Raw genomic sequence first — 20,188 nt, 5'->3', positions numbered from 1 at the left:
TGTATTCCATTTTTGCTTTTCTTTAACCACGATAACGCAAGGGTTATTAATGTGCAAAACGTATTAATCCTGCTTTTTTTGACATTAGAGTTATCAACCCGAGTGTGAAAACCTTATTGCGTTCCTGATATAAGCGAAATGAGAAAAAGACATGTTAAAGATCCCTTGCGTATTAATGCGTGGCGGTACGTCAAAAGGCCCGGTCATTCTGGCCAGCGATCTGCCTGCGGACAGTGAAGAGCGTGACGCGGTATTGCTCGGATTGATGGGCGCTGGCCACGAACTTGAAATTGACGGCATTGGCGGCGGAAGCCCGCAAACCAGTAAGGTGGCGATCGTCAGTCCTTCCGACAGTCCGGACGCGGATGTGGATTATCTGTTCGCACAAGTGATGGTGAACGAACGTCGCGTTGATACCACGCCTAACTGCGGCAATATGCTCTGCGCTGTCGGTCCCTTTGCCATTGAAAAGGGGCTGGTTAAGGCGCAAAGCCCGGTGACGACGGTTCGTATCCGCAATCTGAACACCGGAACACTGGTCGACGCCGAGGTGCAAACGCCTGATTATCGCGTTGTGTATGACGGCGATACCCAGATTGACGGAGTTCCGGGTACTGCCGCGCCCATTGGTTTAACCTTCCTGAATTCGGCGGGTTCGAAAACGGGAAAACTGCTGCCGACCGGTAGCGTGACAAACGTGTTTGACGGTATTGAAGTCACCTGCATAGATATGGCGATGCCGATGGTTTTGATTGACGCTTCGGCGCTGGGTAAAACTGGTGGGGAAGCGCCAGCGGAATTAGATGGCGATAAAGCATTTAAAGAAAAACTGGAAAATTTGCGCCGACAGGCTGGCACGGCGATGGGTTTAGGGGATGTTTCAAATAAAGTAATCCCTAAACCGGTTCTCCTCAGTCGGGCCCGTAACGGCGGGACGCTTCAGGTGCGGTACTTCATGCCGCATACGTGCCATAAATCGCTTGCGATAACCGGTTCGATTGGTATTTCAACCGCGACGCTTATTGACGGTTCCATCGCGGCGAAAATCATCGCCGATCGTCCAAAGGAACGCTTTACCAACATTATCGATATTGAACACCCCAGTGGAAAAATATCCGTTTCGCTGCTGAGGGACGGAAATAATATCGAAAATACCCGAGCCGCGGTTATTCGCACGTCACGCAAGTTATTTGAAGGCGTCGTTTGCGTGTCAGAAAAAATGCTCTCTGAAGTTGATTAAGTAAATTCTGAACCAAAAAATCACCCATCTTAAAAAATACATTCTGTACCTTAACTATAATACTGAGGTTATTATGGCGTTAACGCATACTAACAATACCCTGAAAGCGCCCGAGCCGGTAAAAGCCAGCGCGCATATTCGTGTCATTCTGGCCCTCGCATTATCCGGGCTTGCTGAACTGGCTTCTCTGTTTTTTATTCAGCCTCTGCTCCCGATGCTTGCGGTGGAATATAATGTTCCGGTTAGCCAGGTGAGTATTATCTTATCAGCAGAGACGGCCTTGCTGGCAATTGGATTATTGTTTACCGGGACATTATCCGATCACTACGGCAGGAAGCGGTTAATTATCGTCTCTCTCCTGTTGGGCGGCATTCTGACGCTGCTCTGCCCACTGGTTCAGTCCTGGGCAATGCTGGTGGCGCTGCGTGCGGTGATTGGTCTGGCGCTGAGCGGCATCGCTGCGGCAGCAACGGCCTATATCAGCGAAGAGGTCGCACCGGTAGCGGCAGGCATCGTGACGGGTTATTTTGTTTTCGGTAACTCGATGGGCGGCATGTCCGGTCGTATTGTTGCCAGCCAGCTGATCGACCACGTTTCAATCAATGTGATCTTCTACGGGTTTGCAGTCAGCCTGATCGCGGTTGCGATTCTGGTGAAGTTCCTGTTGCCGGAATCGAAAAACTTCACGCCTACGCAGAATCTTAACGTTATGCGTATGGTGAAAGGGGCGGCTTCCCATTTCAAAAACAAAAATCTGGCGCTGGCGTTTGTCATCAGCTTTATTATCTTCGGCGCATTTACCTCACTGTATAACTATCTGGCCTTCTTCCTGAAAGGAGAACCGTTCCATATTTCACCGGCAAACGCAGGATTGCTCTCCTTTAGCTTCGCCCTGAGTTTCTTTACGGCGCCACAGGCCGGTCGTTTATCGGCGAAATATGGCGCAATGAAGGTATTGCGCGTGCTGTTTTTGATAATGGCCCTGGGCATGTTGCTGACGCTGACGTCAAACGTCGTCACCTTTATTGTTGGCGCAGTGATTTTTACCGGCTGTTTCTTCGGCTGCCATTCTATCGGCTTAAGCTGGGTCAGTAAAAATGCCACTCATGCAAGAGGTCAGGCCGTCGCGCTCTATTTATTCTTCTACTACATGGGCGGTTCGGTGATTGGTTTTATCAACGGTTTTGTCTTCCATTCAATGGGCTGGCAGGGAATGACCGGATTTATTCTGGCATTACTTGGCGTTGGCGTAGTCGTGGCTACGTATCTTGCATCTGGTAATAAGCAGGTTCTGGTTCCAGCGCAGTCAGCCGAGTAAGTAGCATGACAATGTGTTCACGCTTCAGAGCGTGAACACAGAATGAGCACGTATATTAATCAGGTATTATTATGAAACTAGCAAGTTATATTCATCAGGGCCGTAAAAGCTACGGAATTTATACTGAGTCGGGCTTTATCGACTTGGGTAATAAAATTGGCCATCAATATGCAACCCTGAAAGATCTCCTTCAATGGGATGCGATTGATGTCGCCAGGCAGTATAGCGACTGCCCTGCGGATATTATGCATAAAGACATCACCTTCTTGCCCGTTATCGAAGAGCCTGGAAAGATTTTCTGCGTGGGGATGAATTATGCAGAAAAAAGAAAAGAATTTGCCGAGACGAATAATGCCCCCACGCTGTTTATCCGCTTCCCTGATTCGCAAACCGGACATGCGCGGCCCGTTCTAAAACCGGTTCTTTCAAGCGAATTTGATTACGAAGGCGAGCTGGCCGTGATCATCGGCAAACCCGGCTCCCGAATTGACGTCAACAACGCGCTCAACCACGTTGCGGGATACAGCTGCTATATGGATGGTTCCGTCCGCGACTGGCAGCACGCCTGGTTCACCGCCGGTAAAAACTGGAAGCAAACCGGCGCTTTCGGCCCCTATATGACCACAACGGATGAGATCCCCGATCCTCACGCGTTGACCATCCACACCTGGCTGAACGGCATGCTGGTTCAGAATGACTCCACCGGCAGCATGATCCACAAAGTGGCCGATCTTATCGCCTATATCAGCACGTTCACCTCCCTCAGCGCCGGGGACGTCATTATTACCGGCTCGCCTGGTGGCGTCGGTAAAAAACGTAATCCGCCTCTGTTTATGCGCGATGGCGATCGCGTCGAAGTCGAAATTGAAAACATTGGCCGCCTGATGAACACCATCGTGGAAGCGCAGCCCCAGCAACAAGAATTGACCGTTTAAACGCGCAGGAGAGAGACGATGTACACCGCCACAACGCCAGAATTTGAGGTGATTAACGCCGGTAACTCGAAGGCCAGAGAGGAGGTTGTCCGCTTTCTGGCACGCAACGGTTTAGGCATTGATGATGATATTGAGCAATTCATCGTTGCGCGCGATCGGCGCCATCTTGTCGCCTGCACCGGCATTGCGGGTAACACCTTAAAATGCATTGCTGTGGATGCCGGATGGCGGGGCACGTCGTTAAGCCTGACGTTAATTCATGAGGCCGAACTTCTGGCGGCACAAAACGGCGAACATCAGCTCTTTCTCTTTACCTGTCCGGATAATGTGAAGTCGTTTCGCGGATGCGGATTCTATCCGTTGGTGACCGTCGAGAACTGTGCGGCATTAATGGAGAACACGCCGGTCGGTATTCATCGTTACTGCAGCCAGCTCCGAAGCCATCATTTCGTGCCCGGGAAAAATATTGGCGCGATCGTGATGAACGCGAATCCGTTCACGCTGGGCCATCAATACCTCATCGAGCATGCGGCAGGCCAGTGCGACTGGCTCCATGTTTTCGTGGTTCAGGAAGATGTCTCCACTTTTTCCTTTAAAGAACGGTTTGCGATGGTCAGAGACGGATCGCGGCATCTGCGAAATGTCACCGTACATCCGGGGTCTGCGTATATTATTTCTCGCGGGACATTCCCGGGCTATTTTCTGAAAGATAAGCAGGTCATTAATAAAGCCTATGCGGCCATTGATCTCATGCTGTTCAGAAATTACATCGCCCCCGCGCTGAATATTAATCATCGTTTTGTGGGCACAGAGCCGTTCTGTTCGTTAACCGCTGAATATAACCGGGCAATGCATCGCTGGCTGGAAGATGAAACATGCCAGGCAGCCGCTATCAGCATACACGAAATAGAAAGAAGAACGGATGACAATAATGTGCCGGTATCGGCTTCCGCCGTTCGTCGTTTATTAAATGAAAACAAATTCTCTGCCGCCAACCGCATGGTGCCGGTCACGACGCGCGCGTTTCTGAAGAATGAGGCGCAGCATCAGCCTTGTTTATCCGAACCGTTGTCGGCAGCAGTTTAACCGCCTTATTACAGGATATCTGATATGAAAATTGTGCAAGCTGCGATGGCGGGAACGCTCGAGTCCAGCGACCTGATGGTCAAGGTAAGCCCCGTCGAAAGCGGGCTGGATGTCGTTATTGAAAGCGAAGTGTATAAGCAATTCGGGGATCGAATTGCAGAGGTGGTAAATGAAACCCTGGCCGCGTTCAACATCGAGCAAGGGCAGATCATTGTTGATGATAAAGGTGCCCTGGATTGCGTGATCCGCGCCCGGGTGCAGGCTGCTTTGCTCAGGGGAACGGCCCGGGATGACATTGCATGGGAAACGTTATAATGAAAAAGTTACGCCGCAGTATGTTATTTATTCCCGGTTCAAGTGCCGCCATGCTTTCGACGGCATTTATTTATAAACCTGACTCCATTATGTTTGATCTGGAGGATGCCGTCGCGCTGAAAGAAAAAGACAGCGCCCGACTTCTGGTATTTCATGCTCTGCAACACCCGATGTACAACGATATTGAAACCGTTGTCAGAATTAATCCTCTGAATACCCCGTTTGGATTAAAAGATCTGGAGGCCGCCGTCAGGGCGGGTGTCGATGTTATTCGTTTGCCGAAAACCGACTCTCCGGAAGATATCCACCAACTCGAACGTGAAATTGTCCGTATTGAAGAAAGCTGCGGGCGTCCTGTTGGCTCAACCAAATTAATGGCAGCGATCGAATCTGCCGTAGGCGTCATTAACGCAGTCGCCATTGCGAAATCATCCAGGCGTTTAATGGGGATTGCCCTGGCAGCCTTTGACTATGTGATGGATATGCAAACCGAGCGGGGCGACGGCACGGAGCTTTTCTATGCCCGCTGCGCCGTACTCCATGCCGCACGCGGGGCCGGTATTGATGCGTTCGATGTGGTGTACGCCGATGTGAATGATGAAGCCGGTTTCCTGAAAGAGGTAGACCTCATCCGCAGGATGGGCTTCAACGGAAAATCGCTGATTAATCCACGACAAATTGAAATTCTGCATAACGCCTACGCGCCAACCCAGGAAGAGGTGGACTATGCGGAGCGCGTGATTGCAGCCGCAGAGGAAGGGGAGCGCAACGGACTCGGGGTGATTTCACTGAACGGCAAAATGATTGATGCGCCAATCATCAACCATGCCCGCGTCGTGATCGAACGCAAAAATGCCTCCGGCATTCGTCAGTAATCCCCTATTGCAAGCGACAGGATGAATAATGAAAAACCTAACTGAAACCCTGCATCACATTCCAGGCTCTCGTCGTGAATACATCGCCTTCTGCGGCGCTAACGCGACGACGCCTTATCTTGCTGACAGTCAGCAAAAGTCACAGCGAAAATTTTTTGCCAGCGTGGACGAGGTGCTGGCCCGCTGCGATCTGCATGACGGCATGACCGTGTCTTTCCATCACGCCTTCCGCGAAGGGGATAAGGTCATCAACTACGTGATGGACAAACTGGCTCAGCGTGGTCTGAAAGGGATCACGCTGGCATCCAGTTCGTTAATGTCCTGCAACACGCCGCTTATTGAACACATTCGCAATGGCGTAATCGGCAAAATCTACACCTCCGGGATGCGTGGCGAACTGGCAGATGCGATTTCACACGGTCTGATGGACGAGCCGGTACAAATCCACTCCCACGGCGGGCGGGTGAATTTGATTCAGAAGGGCGAAATTGCCATTGATGTCGCTTTCCTGGCAGTCTCGTGCAGTGACGAATATGGCAATGCCAGCGGTAACGGCGGCACATCGCAGTGCGGCTCGCTCGGTTATGCGATGGTCGACGCAAAATATGCCAGGAAGGTGGTTTTGCTTACCGAAACCCTGAAACCATTCCCTAACTTGCCGGCCAGTATCATTCAGGATCAGGTTGACTATGTGGTGCAGATTGAGAGCGTCGGTGATCCGGCAAAAATCAGCGTCGGTGCCGCCAGGGTCACCAGCAACCCACGCGAGCTGATGATTGCCCGTTCTGCCGCCGACGTGATTGAACATTCCGGCTATTTCCGCAACGGCTTTTCCATTCAGACCGGGTCAGGTGCGGCGTCAACTGCCTGTACGCGGTTTATGGAAACCCGGATGCGCAAACACAATATTGTCGCCCGATTTGCGCTCGGCGGGATCACCGGCAGCATTGTCGATCTGCATCAGAAAGGGTTAATTGAAAAGATCCTCGATACGCAAAGCTTTGACGGCACGGCGGCAGCCTCCATGGCGGTCAATCCTGACCATGTGGAAATTTCCACTAACGTCTATGCGAATCCGGCTGCAAAAGCCGCCTGCTGTGACAAGGTGGACGTGGTCATTCTCAGCGCGCTGGAGGTGGACACCCAGTTCAATGTCAACGTCCTGACCGGCTCCGACGGCGTGATGCGTGGGGCGTCAGGCGGACACTGCGACGTCGCCGCGGCGGCCAATCTCACCATCGTCGTGGCTCCACTGATCCGTAGCCGCATTCCTACCGTCGTCAGACAGGTCACCACGCTGGTGACGCCGGGCGAAAGTATTGACGTTTTGGTTACCGATCACGGTATTGCCGTGAACCCGGCGCGCCCGGAAATCCGCGAACGCCTGATTAACGCCGGGCTGCCCGTTGTCGACATTGATGCGCTGTATCAAAAGGCGCTGCTCATCTCAGGTGAACCTAAGCCTGTCGAGTTTACCGATCGGATCGTCGGCGTGGTGCGCTACCGTGACGGCAGCGTGATTGATGTCGTGCGCCAGGTGAAGGAGTAATCCTCATGATGGATAAAGCCTCGAACGTGAAAGTCACTCTGGAACAGGTGTTGGCCGCCAGAGAACAGCGAGCCCGTCGCCAGCAGGCATGGCTGTTTCAGTCGGAACATAGCGTGGTTTCCGTCACGCTGGTCTGGCCGGGCGAGGTGAAGGATACCGGGCTCGCCAGACGGGTGATGAACGTTGCGAATCAGGCCCTTGCAGAAGTATTCCGCTCCCATCAATGGACGGTCTGTCGGCAGCAGATCCTGCTGCCGGTCACGGGACCGGAAGCACTCTGGTCGGTGTCGGCACCCGCGTGGATGATAAAACACGTCACGGCGCATCTGGAAGATAACCACCCTCTGGGGCGCTTATGGGATATCGACGTGTTTTGTCCGAAGACGGGACAGCTGAAAAGAAACGCCATCCAGCAACCGATGCGCCGATGCTTTATCTGTCAGGAACCTGCTCATGCCTGCTCTCGCGCCCGGCGTCATTCGCGGGCCGAGCTCGCGCGTGCGATCGAGGAGTTAACCGATGGCTACTTTGCCTGCCAGATGTAATGCGCCAGACGTTCAGCGCACCTTCGCTGAGCTGGCTGCCGAGGCCATGTATCGGGAAATTCGCCTAACGCCGAAGCCGGGTCTGGTGGATCGTGCAAACAGCGGGGCGCATACCGATATGAATTTCGCGATGTTCATGGCCAGTATCGCGGCGATTGCCCCCTGGTTCTCAGCGTTCTTTCACGTCGGCAGAGAGACGGCTCGTCTTGCTGGTCCGCAAACCTTGCGGGCCATAAGGCCGACCGGGCTGGCCTGCGAACAGGCGATGTTTAACGCCACCGGCGGGGTGAATACCCATAAAGGCGGGATCTTCTCTTTGGGGCTGCTGTGTGCTGCAGCCGGACGGTTGACGCAAAGGCAAGAAACCCTCACGCAACGCAGCCTGTGCGATGAGAGCAGGGCGATCTGCGCTGGAATCGTTGAGCAGGAGCTGAAAAATCGCGGCGTGGCAAAAACCAAGGGTGAGCAGCAGTTCAAAGCCTATGGCTTCACCGGTGCCAGAGGGGAAGTTGAAAGCGGTTTCGCTACCGTCCGTCACGCTGGCCTCCCTCATTTTGACATCGCGCTGCGACGGGGAGCCTCTGAGGAGGAAGCGTTGTTGAGGATGTTGCTCGGGCTGATGGCGGAGAATCCGGACACCAATCTTGTTTCACGGGGTGGAATAACGGGGCTGAATTATGCCAGACGCTATTCCAGACGAATATTAACCATTAAATGTCTGACGCCGGAGAAATTGGTGAAAGCCTTATCCCGCATGGACGTCCAGTTTATTCGCCGGAATTTAAGCCCGGGCGGAAGCGCAGACCTTATCGCCGTCGGATGGTTATTGTCGCAATTTCCAGTCGAATAATCACGAAACGCGTAACAGGAAAACGTCATGATTGAACAACGCCTGCAGCAGCTCAGTAACGTTTATACCCTTATTCTGGTGCCGGGTCTGAGAGACAGCGATGAATATCACTGGCAAAGCTGCTGGGGACAGCGTTTTCCTTTCTGGAGGCGGATTAAACAGAAAAACTGGCTAGAGCCCGATATTGAAAACTGGGTTTCCGCCATTACCCGCGAGCTGGCACTGTGCACGCTTCCCGCAATTCTCGTCGGCCATAGCTTTGGCGCGCTGGCATCATGCCGACTGCTGCAAACGCGCCGGGTAAACGTCGCCGGGGTCGTGATGATCGCACCGGCAGAGCCCGCTTTTTTTGGCCTTGAAGAGGCCATTCTGCCCGCCTCACTGCCGGTTCCCTGCCTGATGTTTGCCAGCCGAAACGATCCCCTGATGCCTTTTTCACGCGCGGAGTTCTGGGCGGCCTGCTGGAAGGGGCATTTAATCGATATCGGAGAGGCGGGACATATTAATGCCGAGTCTGGGTTTGGTGAATGGCCTTACGGACTCGAACGATTAATTGAATTTTGTGAACAACTTTAGCTTTAACAGGAGAGCCTATGTTAGATGATTATAATCAGCACCTGCACGCGCGTGCTGAACGGGGTATTCCGGCGAAACCCTTAACGGCGGAACAAACGGATGCGCTGATTCAGCGTTTAATTAATGATGCACCCGCACATCATCCGGAATTAATTCATTTATTAACCCACCGCGTCTCGCCGGGCGTCGATCCTGCCGCAAAGCTCAAAGCCGAGTTTTTATTTAAGGTTGCGTTGCAGGAATACTCTGTTGACGGGCTGACGCCCGAAGCGGCGACGATGCTGCTGGGCTCGATGCAGGGAGGCTATAACGTTCAGCCACTGATCGATCTTCTCGAGCATCCAGGGCTGGGAAGGCTGGCCGCAGAGCAGCTTGCTTCCACGATCCTGATTTTTGAAAAATTCAGCGAGGTCGAAGCCAAAGCGCTGAGCGGTAACGACCGGGCAAAAGAGGTACTTCAGTCCTGGGCAGATGCCGACTGGTTCACCCGCCGTCCGGCCATGCCTGAAAAAATGACCCTTAAGGTGTTTAAGGTTCCCGGTGAGACCAATACCGACGATTTATCTCCGGCGCCGGAAGCGTGGTCACGTCCGGATATCCCGCTGCACGCGCTCTCCATGCTCAGTAACGTCAGGGAAGGGGTAGTGCCTGACGAGCCCGGCGTGCGTGGCCCTGTACGCCAGTTGGCCGATCTCAAAGAGGGTGGCTGGCCGCTGGCGTACGTGGGTGACGTCGTGGGAACCGGCTCTTCACGTAAATCCGCCACCAACTCCATTTTGTGGCACATCGGAAAAGATATTCCTTTCGTGCCGAATAAACGTAACGGCGGGTTTGTATTTGGCGGCAAGATCGCACCCATTTTCTTCAACACGCTGGAAGATTCCGGCGCTTTGCCGGTTGAGATGGACGTCTCCGGGCTGACGACCGGGATGCTGATCGATCTTTACCCCTACAAGGGGGAAATTCGGGAGACGGAAAGCCAGCGGCTGGTGACGACCTTTACGCTGAAAACCGAGGTGCTGCTGGACGAAGTGCGCGCCGGCGGACGTATCCCGCTGATTATCGGACGCAGCCTGACGGCGAAAGCGCGAAAATCGCTGAATCTTGAGCCTTCAGACGTCTTCCGCAAGCCCGCCGCACCCGCACCCTCTGCAACAGGCTTCACGCTGGCACAGAAAATGGTGGGTAAAGCCTGCGGCGTGGCAGGGATCCGTCCAGGACAATACTGCGAGCCGAAAATTGCGACCGTGGGATCTCAGGATACTACCGGCGGGATGACGCGCGACGAGCTGACCGATCTTGCCTGCCTCACGTTTTCAGCCGACCTGGTGATGCAGTCTTTCTGCCACACCTCTGCCTACCCTAAGCCGGTGGATGTTCAGCTCCACGAAACCCTGCCAGAGTTCATTACCCGCCGTAATGGGGTTGCGCTCAAACCGGGCGACGGCATTATCCACTCCTGGCTTAACCGCATGCTGCTGCCGGATACGGTGGGCACCGGCGCCGACTCCCATACCCGCTTCCCGCTGGGGATCTCCTTCCCGGGCGGCTCCGGGCTGGTGGCTTTTGCTGCTGCGACGGGCATTATGCCGCTGGATATGCCGGAATCTGTGCTGGTGCGTTTTAAGGGTGAGATGCAGAAAGGGATTACCCTTCGCGATCTTGTGCATGCCATTCCGCTTTACGCCAGAAAACAGGGGCTTTTGACGGTTGAGAAAAAGAATAAGCGCAATCTTTTCTCGGGCCGGATCCTCGAAATTGAAGGTCTGGAAACATTAAGTGCCGAGCAGGCGTTTGAACTGGCGGACGCCTCCGCTGAACGCTCCGCTGCGGCGTGCGTTATGCGCCTGACGGAAGACAATGTCGCGCAATACCTGCGTTCCAATGCGGCCCTGTTGCGCTGGATGGTTAAGCAAGGGTACGAGAACGCCGCCACGCTTGAACGACGCATTGCTGAAATCGAGGCGTGGCTGGCTAACCCGTCGCTGCTCTGTGCCGATCAGGATGCGGAATATGCCGCAGTCATTGACATTGATCTCAATGAAATCACCGAGCCGGTGGTCTGTGCCCCGGACGATCCGGACGATGCCCGGTTACTTTCAGAGGTTGCCAGCACGCCGATTGAAGAGGTCTTCATTGGTTCCTGTATGACAAACATCGGTCATTTTCGCGCGGCGGGTAAAATCATGGCCGGAGCCACCGAAAACCAGGCGCGTTTGTGGCTCGCACCGCCGACAAAAATGGATGCTCAACAGCTCTCCCGTGAAGGCTATTTCAGTCAGTTTATTAAATCGGGGGCGAGGATCGAGCCTGCGGGCTGTTCCCTTTGTATGGGGAACCAGGCGAGGGTGCGCGAAGGGAGCCATGTGGTGTCGACGTCCACCCGAAATTTCCCGCATCGTCTGGGTACCAATGCCAAAGTATTTCTTGCCTCAGCTGAATTAAGCACCGTCGCAGCCATACTCGGCAAAATGCCTACCGTTGAAGAGTATTTAAGCTATACCGATAAGCTGCATGGTGCACATGAGGATATCTATCGCTATCTCAGTTTTGACACCTTAACGGAATATCAACTCGCGGAAAGCGATAATATCAGCATCGTGAATCTCTAATTTTTTATTTGTTTGATAAATGTGTTTTGTGGGCGGAGGCTTCTCTAAGAGCGGTCTCTGCTATTCAGGGACCCTTTTCTCATGGGTGAGATATGCTTAAATCGAATGTTTTAAAAACAATCTTGCTTGCCGTAATCATTTTATTATCGATATTCATTCCTCCGCCTGATGGATTAACCAAAGAGGCATGGATACTGGCAGGAATATATTTATCCGCTATCGTTGGACTGGTCATTAAACCGTATCCTGAACCCGTCATCATGCTGGTTGCGGTGGCGTTAACCTGTTTTACCGTGACAAAGTTCCCGGATTCACCCGTCAAATCCATGGATGTACTGAGCGGATACGCCTCAGGCACCACTTGGCTGGTGTTCAGTGCCTTTACGCTTAGCGCGGCGTTTGTCACCACGGGTCTGGGGAAACGGCTTGCCTACTGGTTTATTCTCAAGTTTGGCAGTACGACGCTGAGGCTAGGGTATGTGACCGCCTTGCTGGATTTGGTGCTGGCACCGGCAACGCCCTCAAATACGGCGCGGGCGGGCGGGGTCGTTTTTCCTATTATTAACAGCATCGCGACGGTGTTGGGCTCAACGCCAAAAGAGTCGCCGTGTAAGGCTGGCCGGTATTTAATGGTCAACGTCTATATGGTCACTAAAACGACCAGCTATATGTTTTTAACGGGTTTTGCGGGAAATGCATTAGCGCTGCAGCTTATTTCAGATATTTTCCATATTCATATTAGCTGGATCGGCTGGATGCTGGCGGGAGCACCGCTGGGTTTATTGATGTTGTGTATCATTCCCTATATTTGCTATCGCGTTGCCTCCCCGGAAATTAAAAAGATTGATAATGTCGCTATTGCTACCAACGGCTTGCAAAGTCTCGGGGCTATGAGCCTCAAGGAGAAGGGCCTGGTCGTTATTTTTATCGCTGCATTATTGGGCTGGATCTTTTCTCGTCAGCTTGGGCTCACTGAATCCGCCGTCGCCATTATCGCGATGGGCGCGGCGCTGTTGTTTAATATTATCGGCTGGAGTGATGTGCAGAAAAACAAAGGTGGCTGGAACACCCTGATGTGGTATGGGGGCATCATTGGTCTGAGCGCCACCCTGAGCAAGGAGGGCTTTTTCCGCTGGCTGGCTGATTTCCTGTCAGCACATCTGGATTTCCTCAGCGCCGGTAACATGACCATCGTGATTATCGTGTTTCTCAGCGTACTGGTTCGCTATTTCTTTGCCTCCGGCGGAGCCTACGTCGCGGCGATGGTGCCGGTCTTTGCCACCGTGGGTCTGGTCACCGGCACGGCGCCCGTTCTGCTTGCCCTCGCTATTCTGTTTTCCAACTCCTATGGAGGCTGCATTACGCACTATGGCGGAGCAGCAGGGCCCATTATTTTTGCCTCCGGGTATAACGACATCAAATCCTGGTGGATAATCGGCACCCTCGTGGCGTTGTGCACGTTTTTAATCCACATGTTCCTCGGCATTCCGTGGTGGGGTTTCCTGCTGCAACACGGAATGCTGCAGTCTTAACAGACCGGGAGTAGACAAAAGGAAGGCCGGGTAGGGCGTAGCCGCTGCCCGGTAACATCACTGCTGAGACGGGGTAGTAAACAACTCGAGCGTGATTAACTTATCCAGATGATTGTTAAACGCGGCCTCATCCATTTCGGGCATGTTTAAGATATACATCCCGTCAAGACCACACACCAGACCAATCAAGCGCCAGGCGATATTTTCCGCCCGATCGCCGGGACGAAATACCCCGGCCTCCGTTCCCGCGTTAATCAGCGCCACCGTTTCCTGATGCCACATCTCCATGGTCATCACATAGGCACCCTTAATGTCGGCATCGCGGCTGGCCAGGATCTGCGCTTCACGCCAGAGACGAATATAAGGCTCGAACCTGCCGTCATCGCTGCCGAGCATGGCATGAAGCTGTTCCCGCCATCCGGCCTGTTCACCCGCAACATCCGCATCCAGCAGTTCGCGAATTAACCGTACGAAGGCCAGCGATTTTAACTCCCCGCCGGAGGTAAAATGATGGTGAACCTGTCCGGTCGCGACGCCGGCTTCAGCCGCAACGCGGCGTACCGTCATTGCCGCCAGTCCTTCGGCCAGCGCCACGCGCATGGCGGCCTGTAAGATGGCTTCGCGCCGTTCATCCTTGCTCAGATATCGCATCTTTACTCACTCTCAATGGGAACGAAACGAGTGTAACAAAAAGCTGGACACGCGTTCAACTTTACGTAGGATCGCAATCTGGACATGTGTCCAGGTTTAAAATGAAAAGGAAATTTATGTTTCGTCAGTGGTTAGCGTTAGTGATTATCGTGCTGGTGTATATCCCGGTCGCGATTGACGCGACGGTGCTGCACGTGGCGGCGCCAACATTGAGCATGACGCTGGGCGCCAGCGGTAACGAATTATTGTGGATCATCGATATCTACTCGCTGGTGATGGCGGGGATGGTGCTGCCGATGGGCGCCCTGGGTGACCGCATCGGTTTTAAACGGCTGTTGATGATCGGCAGTACGCTCTTTGGCTTGTCATCGCTGGCGGCTGCGTTTGCCCCCTCAGCAGGATGGCTGATCGCGGCGCGCGCCTCGCTGGCGATCGGTGCGGCGATGATTATTCCGGCCACCCTGGCAGGGATCCGCACGCTTTTTACCGACGCGAAAGATCGCAACATCGCGCTCGGCGTCTGGGCAGCGGTCGGTTCCGGCGGGGCGGCGTTTGGCCCGCTGATTGGCGGTATGCTGCTGGAGCATTTTTACTGGGGATCGGTGTTTTTAATCAACGTGCCGATCGTGCTGGTGGTGGTGTCGCTGGCCGCGCGTTTTGTGCCCCGTCAGCAGGGCCGCCCGGAGCAGCCGCTGAATATCAGCCATGCCATCATGCTGATTGTGGCGATTTTGCTGCTGGTTTACAGCGCCAAAACCGCGCTAAAGGGCGTGCTGTCGCCGTGGCTGGTGGCCGCCGCGCTGGTTACCGGCTCAGTGCTGTTGTTTATCTTTGTGCGTATTCAGCTTAGCGCCCGCGTACCGATGATCGATATGCGTCTCTTCTGCCATCGCATTATTCTGAGCGGCGTGGTGATGGCGATGACCGCCATGATTGCCCTGGTCGGGTTTGAGCTGCTGATGGCCCAGGAGCTGCAGTTTGTTCACGGCTTTACGCCGTTTGAAGCGGGCATGTTTATGCTGCCGGTGATGGTCGCCAGCGGGTTCAGCGGGCCGATCGCGGGCGTGCTGGTTGGGCGATTAGGGCTACGCATCGTCGCGGCCGGCGGCATGGGGCTCAGCGCTGTCAGCTTTATCGGCCTGTCGACGCTCGACTTCAGCACGCAGCAGTGGCAGGCATGGGGGCTGATGGTGCTGCTCGGCTTCAGTGCCGCCAGCGCGCTGCTGGCCTCGACTTCCGCCATTATGGCTGCCGCGCCGAAGGAGAAAGCCGCCGCTGCAGGGGCGATTGAAACCATGTCCTATGAGCTGGGGGCCGGGCTGGGGATCGCCATTTTTGGTCTGCTGTTGACCCGCAGCTTCTCGGCGTCGATTGACCTGCCGCAGGGGCTGAATGCCTCGCTCATCGATAAAGCCTCGTCATCGATTGGGGAAGCGATGAAGGTGGCGCAGGATCTGACGCCGTCCCTGGCGGAGCCGGTGATTGAGGCGGCGAAAAGTGCGTTTATTACCTCCCACAGCGTGGCGCTGGGCAGTGCGGGTGGCATGCTTCTGTTGCTGGCAGTGGGGATCTGGTTCAGCCTGGCGAAGGTCAATCCGCAGTAAACCACGCGGTAAAACAGGGGCAGCGGTTGGCGCGGGCGGGGCAGATGAGCTATGTTTTTTAAAGGATTATCTGACTCTTGCTGAAAAATATGAGCCCGCGCCACAGCAGTGAACCGTCCCAACCTCTCTCCCGGTTAACCCTGCTTGCAGGGGGCGCGCTGGGTGTTGTTTTTGGTGATATCGGCACCAGCCCGCTTTATACCTTCCGGACGGTACTTTCGCTCTCTGAGCATGACCCGACGCCTGACGTCATCCTGGGCCTGCTCTCCCTGATTACCTGGACGCTCATCCTGGTGACCTCCATTAAGTATGCCGCCTTCGCCATGCGAATTGATAATCATGGCGAGGGGGGCATTATGGCCCTGATGTCGCTTCTGGTGGAAAAAGGCAAAGGCGGTCGCTGGGTCATTTTTGCCGCCCTAATTGGCGCCGCGTTGATATACGGTGACGGCGCGATAACCCCGGCCATCTCCGTGCTTTCCGCCCTGGAAGGGCTGGAGATGGTCATTCCGGAGTCCCAGCCGTACATCTTACCCCTCACGGTTGCGGTGTTGCTGGCGCTGTTCCTGATCCAGCCTTTTGGTACCGCCCGCATAGGGAAGATATTTGGCCCGGTGATGGCGCTGTGGTTCCTGGCGATTGCGGCCCTGGGCGTGCGGGGGATCGTTCAGCACCCCTCGGTACTGTTGGCCCTTAATCCTGCTTACGGCATCGCGTTTTTGTTTTCGAACGGGTACACCAGCTTCCTGGTCCTGGGGGGCGTATTTCTCTGCGTGACGGGGGCCGAGGCGCTGTACGCCGATATGGGGCATTTCGGTAAAAAGCCCATCTGGTTTGCCTGGTACGGCGTCGTCTTTCCTTCGCTGCTGCTCAACTATGCTGGTCAGTCAGCGCTGATTCTGGCCGGTGCCGACAGCAAACAAAATCTATTCTATACGCTCTGTCCACCAGCGCTGCAGGTGCCGCTCATCATTCTTGCCGCGCTGGCGACGATCATTGCCAGTCAGGCGATTATTACCGGCGCTTTTTCCATGACGCGTCAGGCGATTCAGCTCGGCTGGCTACCGCGGCTACGCATCAAACAGACGGCGGCAGAAAGCTACGGTCAGATCTATATCGGGATAATAAACTGGCTGCTGATGGTGGTGACGATAGGGCTGGTGGTGTTCTTTAAATCCTCCGATAAGCTTGCCGCGGCGTACGGCATTGCCGTGTCGTTAACCATGCTGATGACGACAGGACTGCTGTTTGTCGCTATGCGGGAAGTATGGCGCTGGAGCCTGTTCAGCAGCGGGATCATCGCCCTCTGTTTCCTGACGATCGATGCCACCTTCTTGTTTGCCAATTTGATTAAGGTCCTTGAGGGCGGCTACATCCCGCTGCTAATGGCCGCCGCCATTTGTACGGTGATGCTGATCTGGCATCGCGGCGTGCAGGCGGTATCCGCGTCGGTGGGCGAGAAGGGCGTCAGCGTGGATGCGTTCTTTGCCCAGCTTCAGCAAAAGACGGTGCCCAGAGTGACGGGCTCTGCTGTCTTTTTGACCCGCACGCAGAACAATATCCCACCGGTAATGCGCTGGCATGTCGCGCGAAACCGGGCGCTACAGCAGGACGTGTTGTCGCTGACCATTGATATTCTCAACGTGCCCTACGTCGGAGAGGAGCAGCGTATCAGGGTGGAGCAGCGCGCGCCGGGCTACTGGCACGGCGTGGCGCAATATGGCTTTATGGAACACCCGGACATCCCGCGTTTGTTGCAGGGCGTCAGCGAGATTAACGCAATTTTTGCCACGGACGACGCCACCTGGTATGTCGGGCATGAAACCATTGTGGCAGGCGAAGGCGGGGCCGGTATGGCGGCCTGGCAGCGACACATTTTTGCCTTCATGAAGCGCAACTGCACGCACGTCATCAACCACTACCACCTTCCCAGCGATCGGGTGGTTGAAATCAGCCGCCGCGTTGCCGTCTAGCGTCGCGCGAAAGCAGGGGCTGCTTTCGCGCCGTTCTAGTTCTCCTGGGCCGCGGACAGGACGCTATGCAACAGCACGTTCGCCCCTTTCTCGGACCACTCCGGCAGGATCCTTTCCGCTTCGTTATGGCTGATGCCTTTCACGCAGGGGATAAAGATCATGCTGGCAGGGGCAATGTTGCTGACATAGCAGGTGTCATGTCCCGCACCCGAGACCATCGGTTTCGACGAATAGCCCAGTTCTGCCACCGCCTTCTCCGTGCGAGCCAGACATTTGGCATCAAACGCGATGGGCGCGTAGTCAAAAATGCGCTCAACGAGAGCCGACACGCCGCGCAGGCTCAGGCTTTCAGCCACCTTATGCAGCGCTGCCTCCATGGCTTCCAATGCCGCCTGCGCCGGATGGCGAAACTCCACGCTGCATACCACGCGAGACGGCACGACGTTGCGCGAGTTTGGCGTAACCTGCGCCATACCGATCGTCGCCCGTCCGTCCGGCGCATGCCGATAGCCAATCTCTTCCACCTTCAGCGCCATCTCTGCGAAGGCGATCAGGGCGTCGCGGCGGCTGTGCATCGGCGTGGTGCCCGCGTGGGCGGCAAATCCGTCCAGCGTCAGGGTAAACCAGCGCTGGCCCATTGCCGCGCGGACGAGCCCGATATCCAGGGCTTCGTCTTCCAGAATCGGTCCCTGTTCGATGTGCAGCTCGTAGCAGGCGTGAACCGGAAACGCGCGGGCAGGGGTTTCACCCCGGTAGCCAATGCTATCCAGCGCTTCACCCACGGTGATGCCATCGTGATCGGCGCGGGCATGGGCGTACGCTTCGCTAAACTGCCCCGTCCAGACCCCTGAAGCGAGCATGGCTGGCGCGAAGCGCGCGCCTTCTTCGTTGGTCCAGTTCACCAGCACGATGTCACGATCCGTCTCAACGTGATGGTCATTGAGGGTACGCAGCAGCTCCAGCCCGGCCAGGACGCCGTAAACCCCGTCGTAGTTCCCCCCCAGCGGCTGGGTATCCACGTGTGAACCGGTCATGACCGGGGCAAGCTGCAGGTTTTTCCCCGCGCGGCGGATAAACATATTGCCCATGCTGTCGACGTCACAGGTAAAACCGGCGTCAAGCGCCCAGTCGCGCAGCAGGTTACGCGCAACACGATCTTCCTCGCTTAATGCCAGACGGGTGACGCCACCGGCGGGCGTGCCGCCGATCTGCGCCATCATCTCAAGCGTTGACCACAACCGTTCGGCGTTGACGCGGATCATGGCTTGTCCTTGCTGCTGCGGTAGCGGAAATCACAGCACGCGCCGCCCTGCATAATGGTAGTGGTGCGGGTTAGCTCAACGTCCGGCGCATAGCCAACGATGAATTTTTCATCGCGCGCGCAGGAGAGCAGGTGGCCAATCTCGCCCAGCCCCATCTCGTGGTACATCTCCGCGTAGCGACAGCGGGTCACGTTGTAGTTGTACTGCTGGTCGTCGGCGTCGATCACCTTCACGTCCAGGGCGTTATCTTTCTCCCACAGATACTGCAGGGCGATAAAGCTCTTGATGTTCGCGCCGTTGGGTTCTTTGCTGGCAAATGCTTTGCCAGCGTCAATCGCGGCCTGCTCAATGGCCTCGCCAATCACCGCCTGGGCGCGGGCTTTCCCTATCTCGCGCACCAGGATTTCATAAATTGGCTTAATAATTTCGGCTTCAATTTTGCGGCGGGCGAGAATGCCCAGCTCGTTATTATCACTCATCACATTGCCTCGCTGCGTTACTTCGCTTTTGCGCCGCCCAGCACGGTCTGCGGCTGCCATTTGCCGTCGACAACCTTGTAGACCGTGAACGACGGCGATTTCAGGTTGCCCTCTTTATCAAACGCGATCTGCCCGGTGACGCCGGAATAGCTGATGGCGCGCAGGGCAGGCAGATACGCGGAAGGCTCAACGGAGTCTGCTTTTTCCATTGCCGCAACCAGCACGCGGGTGGCGTCATAGGCGAACGGGGCGTGCAGTTCGATATGGGTGTGGTAGCGGGACTGATAGGCCTGTTCGAATGCCTTTCCACCCGGCATCTGGTCAACGGGCAGACCCGGCTCCAGCGCCACAACGCCTTCGCCTTCTTTCTGCGCCAGCTTGAGGAACGTCTGGCTGACGAATCCGCCTGCGCCCATCAGCGTGGCATTCATGCCCAGCTGTTTGATGCGGCGAGCCAGCGGTGCGGCCTGGCTGTCGACGCCGCCGAAGAAGATAAGATCGGCATTTTTACTGCGGATGGCGGTCAGTACGGCGCTGAAATCGACCGTTTTGTCATCCACGTACTGACGATCGACAATTTTCACGCCCTGGGCTTCCAGCGATTTAATAAACTGGTCTGCAAGCCCCTGACCAAATGCGGTGCGGTCGTCGATCACCGCAATGCGTTTGGCTTTCAGGGTATTGACCGCATACTGACCGGCGAGCTGGCCGCCGTCATCGTCGTGTCCCATCACGCGGAAGCTGGTATCAAAACCTTGTTGCGTATAGGCGTGCCCGGCCGCGACC

18 protein-coding genes are annotated in these 20,188 nt (G+C 55.3%); 14 read left to right on the top strand and 4 right to left on the bottom strand.

Translation table 11 applies throughout. The annotated features are described in order from the left end of the window. The first annotated feature begins 151 nt into the window (after positions 1–151). From ACMWJS_RS05305 to ACMWJS_RS05250, 12 genes are all read left to right on the top strand, one after another. Complete coding sequence (locus tag ACMWJS_RS05305) at positions 152–1,240, top strand: 4-oxalomesaconate tautomerase (protein WP_262820777.1); 1,089 nt, start codon at positions 152–154, stop codon at positions 1,238–1,240. 73 nt (positions 1,241–1,313) lie between these two features. Then, on the top strand, positions 1,314–2,558 hold the full coding sequence (locus ACMWJS_RS05300) for an MFS transporter (RefSeq protein ID WP_262820776.1): 1,245 nt from the start codon (positions 1,314–1,316) through the stop codon (positions 2,556–2,558). A gap of 71 nt (positions 2,559–2,629) precedes the next feature. Beyond that, positions 2,630–3,493, top strand: a complete 864-nt coding sequence (locus ACMWJS_RS05295; protein ID WP_414746762.1) for a fumarylacetoacetate hydrolase family protein — start codon at positions 2,630–2,632, stop codon at positions 3,491–3,493. Positions 3,494–3,511: 18 nt separating this feature from the next. Then, a complete protein-coding gene (gene citC / locus ACMWJS_RS05290) occupies positions 3,512–4,579 on the top strand; it encodes a [citrate (pro-3S)-lyase] ligase (protein WP_414746761.1) in 1,068 nt (355 codons plus the stop codon). Positions 4,580–4,603: 24 nt separating this feature from the next. Then, positions 4,604–4,894, top strand: a complete 291-nt coding sequence (gene citD / locus ACMWJS_RS05285; RefSeq protein ID WP_334756164.1) for a citrate lyase acyl carrier protein — start codon at positions 4,604–4,606, stop codon at positions 4,892–4,894. Next, complete coding sequence (gene citE / locus ACMWJS_RS05280; RefSeq protein WP_414746760.1) at positions 4,894–5,769, top strand: citrate (pro-3S)-lyase subunit beta; 876 nt, start codon at positions 4,894–4,896, stop codon at positions 5,767–5,769. Before citD ends, citE begins: the two co-directional genes overlap by 1 nt. A 28-nt stretch (positions 5,770–5,797) precedes the next feature. Then, positions 5,798–7,318 carry a citrate lyase subunit alpha gene (gene citF, locus ACMWJS_RS05275; protein ID WP_414746759.1) on the top strand — a complete coding sequence of 507 codons (1,521 nt, stop codon included), beginning with the start codon at positions 5,798–5,800 and terminating at the stop codon, positions 7,316–7,318. Positions 7,319–7,323: 5 nt separating this feature from the next. Beyond that, complete coding sequence (gene citX / locus ACMWJS_RS05270; RefSeq protein ID WP_414746758.1) at positions 7,324–7,863, top strand: citrate lyase holo-[acyl-carrier protein] synthase; 540 nt, start codon at positions 7,324–7,326, stop codon at positions 7,861–7,863. Further along, on the top strand, positions 7,838–8,713 hold the full coding sequence (gene citG / locus ACMWJS_RS05265; protein ID WP_414746757.1) for a triphosphoribosyl-dephospho-CoA synthase CitG: 876 nt from the start codon (positions 7,838–7,840) through the stop codon (positions 8,711–8,713). The genes citX and citG overlap by 26 nt, the downstream gene beginning before the upstream one ends. 27 nt (positions 8,714–8,740) lie before the next feature. Further along, positions 8,741–9,289, top strand: coding sequence for an RBBP9/YdeN family alpha/beta hydrolase (locus ACMWJS_RS05260; RefSeq protein WP_414746756.1), 549 nt, complete (start codon positions 8,741–8,743; stop codon positions 9,287–9,289). Between the two features lie 17 nt (positions 9,290–9,306). Then, positions 9,307–11,901: a bifunctional aconitate hydratase 2/2-methylisocitrate dehydratase gene (gene acnB / locus ACMWJS_RS05255; RefSeq protein ID WP_414746755.1), complete on the top strand. Its 2,595-nt coding sequence runs from the start codon at positions 9,307–9,309 to the stop codon at positions 11,899–11,901. Positions 11,902–11,993: 92 nt separating this feature from the next. After that, a complete protein-coding gene (locus ACMWJS_RS05250) occupies positions 11,994–13,433 on the top strand; it encodes an anion permease (protein WP_414746754.1) in 1,440 nt (479 codons plus the stop codon). A 57-nt stretch (positions 13,434–13,490) separates the two neighbouring features. Here ACMWJS_RS05250 and ACMWJS_RS05245 read toward each other — a convergent pair whose 3' ends face one another. Then, the gene (locus ACMWJS_RS05245; RefSeq protein ID WP_048223369.1) at positions 13,491–14,084 is read right to left on the bottom strand and encodes a TetR family transcriptional regulator; all 594 of its coding nucleotides are present in this window, start codon (positions 14,082–14,084) and stop codon (positions 13,491–13,493) included. A gap of 116 nt (positions 14,085–14,200) precedes the next feature. Here ACMWJS_RS05245 and ACMWJS_RS05240 point away from each other — a divergent pair, with 116 nt between their 5' ends. Continuing rightward, positions 14,201–15,688: an MFS transporter gene (locus ACMWJS_RS05240; protein WP_414746753.1), complete on the top strand. Its 1,488-nt coding sequence runs from the start codon at positions 14,201–14,203 to the stop codon at positions 15,686–15,688. Between the two features lie 89 nt (positions 15,689–15,777). Further along, positions 15,778–17,661: a potassium transporter Kup gene (locus ACMWJS_RS05235; RefSeq protein ID WP_048029934.1), complete on the top strand. Its 1,884-nt coding sequence runs from the start codon at positions 15,778–15,780 to the stop codon at positions 17,659–17,661. Positions 17,662–17,696: 35 nt separating this feature from the next. Here the strand turns inward: ACMWJS_RS05235 and ACMWJS_RS05230 are convergent, their stop codons facing one another. From ACMWJS_RS05230 to ACMWJS_RS05220, 3 genes are all read right to left on the bottom strand, one after another. Next, complete coding sequence (locus tag ACMWJS_RS05230; RefSeq protein WP_414746752.1) at positions 17,697–18,923, bottom strand: Zn-dependent hydrolase; 1,227 nt, start codon at positions 18,921–18,923, stop codon at positions 17,697–17,699. Further along, positions 18,920–19,402, bottom strand: coding sequence for an L-2-amino-thiazoline-4-carboxylic acid hydrolase (locus ACMWJS_RS05225; protein WP_047071799.1), 483 nt, complete (start codon positions 19,400–19,402; stop codon positions 18,920–18,922). Before ACMWJS_RS05225 ends, ACMWJS_RS05230 begins: the two co-directional genes overlap by 4 nt. 17 nt (positions 19,403–19,419) lie before the next feature. Next, positions 19,420–20,188, bottom strand: a 769-nt coding sequence (locus ACMWJS_RS05220; protein ID WP_414746751.1) for a branched-chain amino acid ABC transporter substrate-binding protein, incomplete at its 5' end; no start/stop codon positions are given.

The organism is Enterobacter sp. HK-058-C-ECC, assembly GCF_047531125.1.
Classification (GTDB): domain Bacteria; phylum Pseudomonadota; class Gammaproteobacteria; order Enterobacterales; family Enterobacteriaceae; genus Enterobacter; species Enterobacter quasiroggenkampii.
This window is presented reverse-complemented; position numbering and strand designations above follow the sequence as displayed.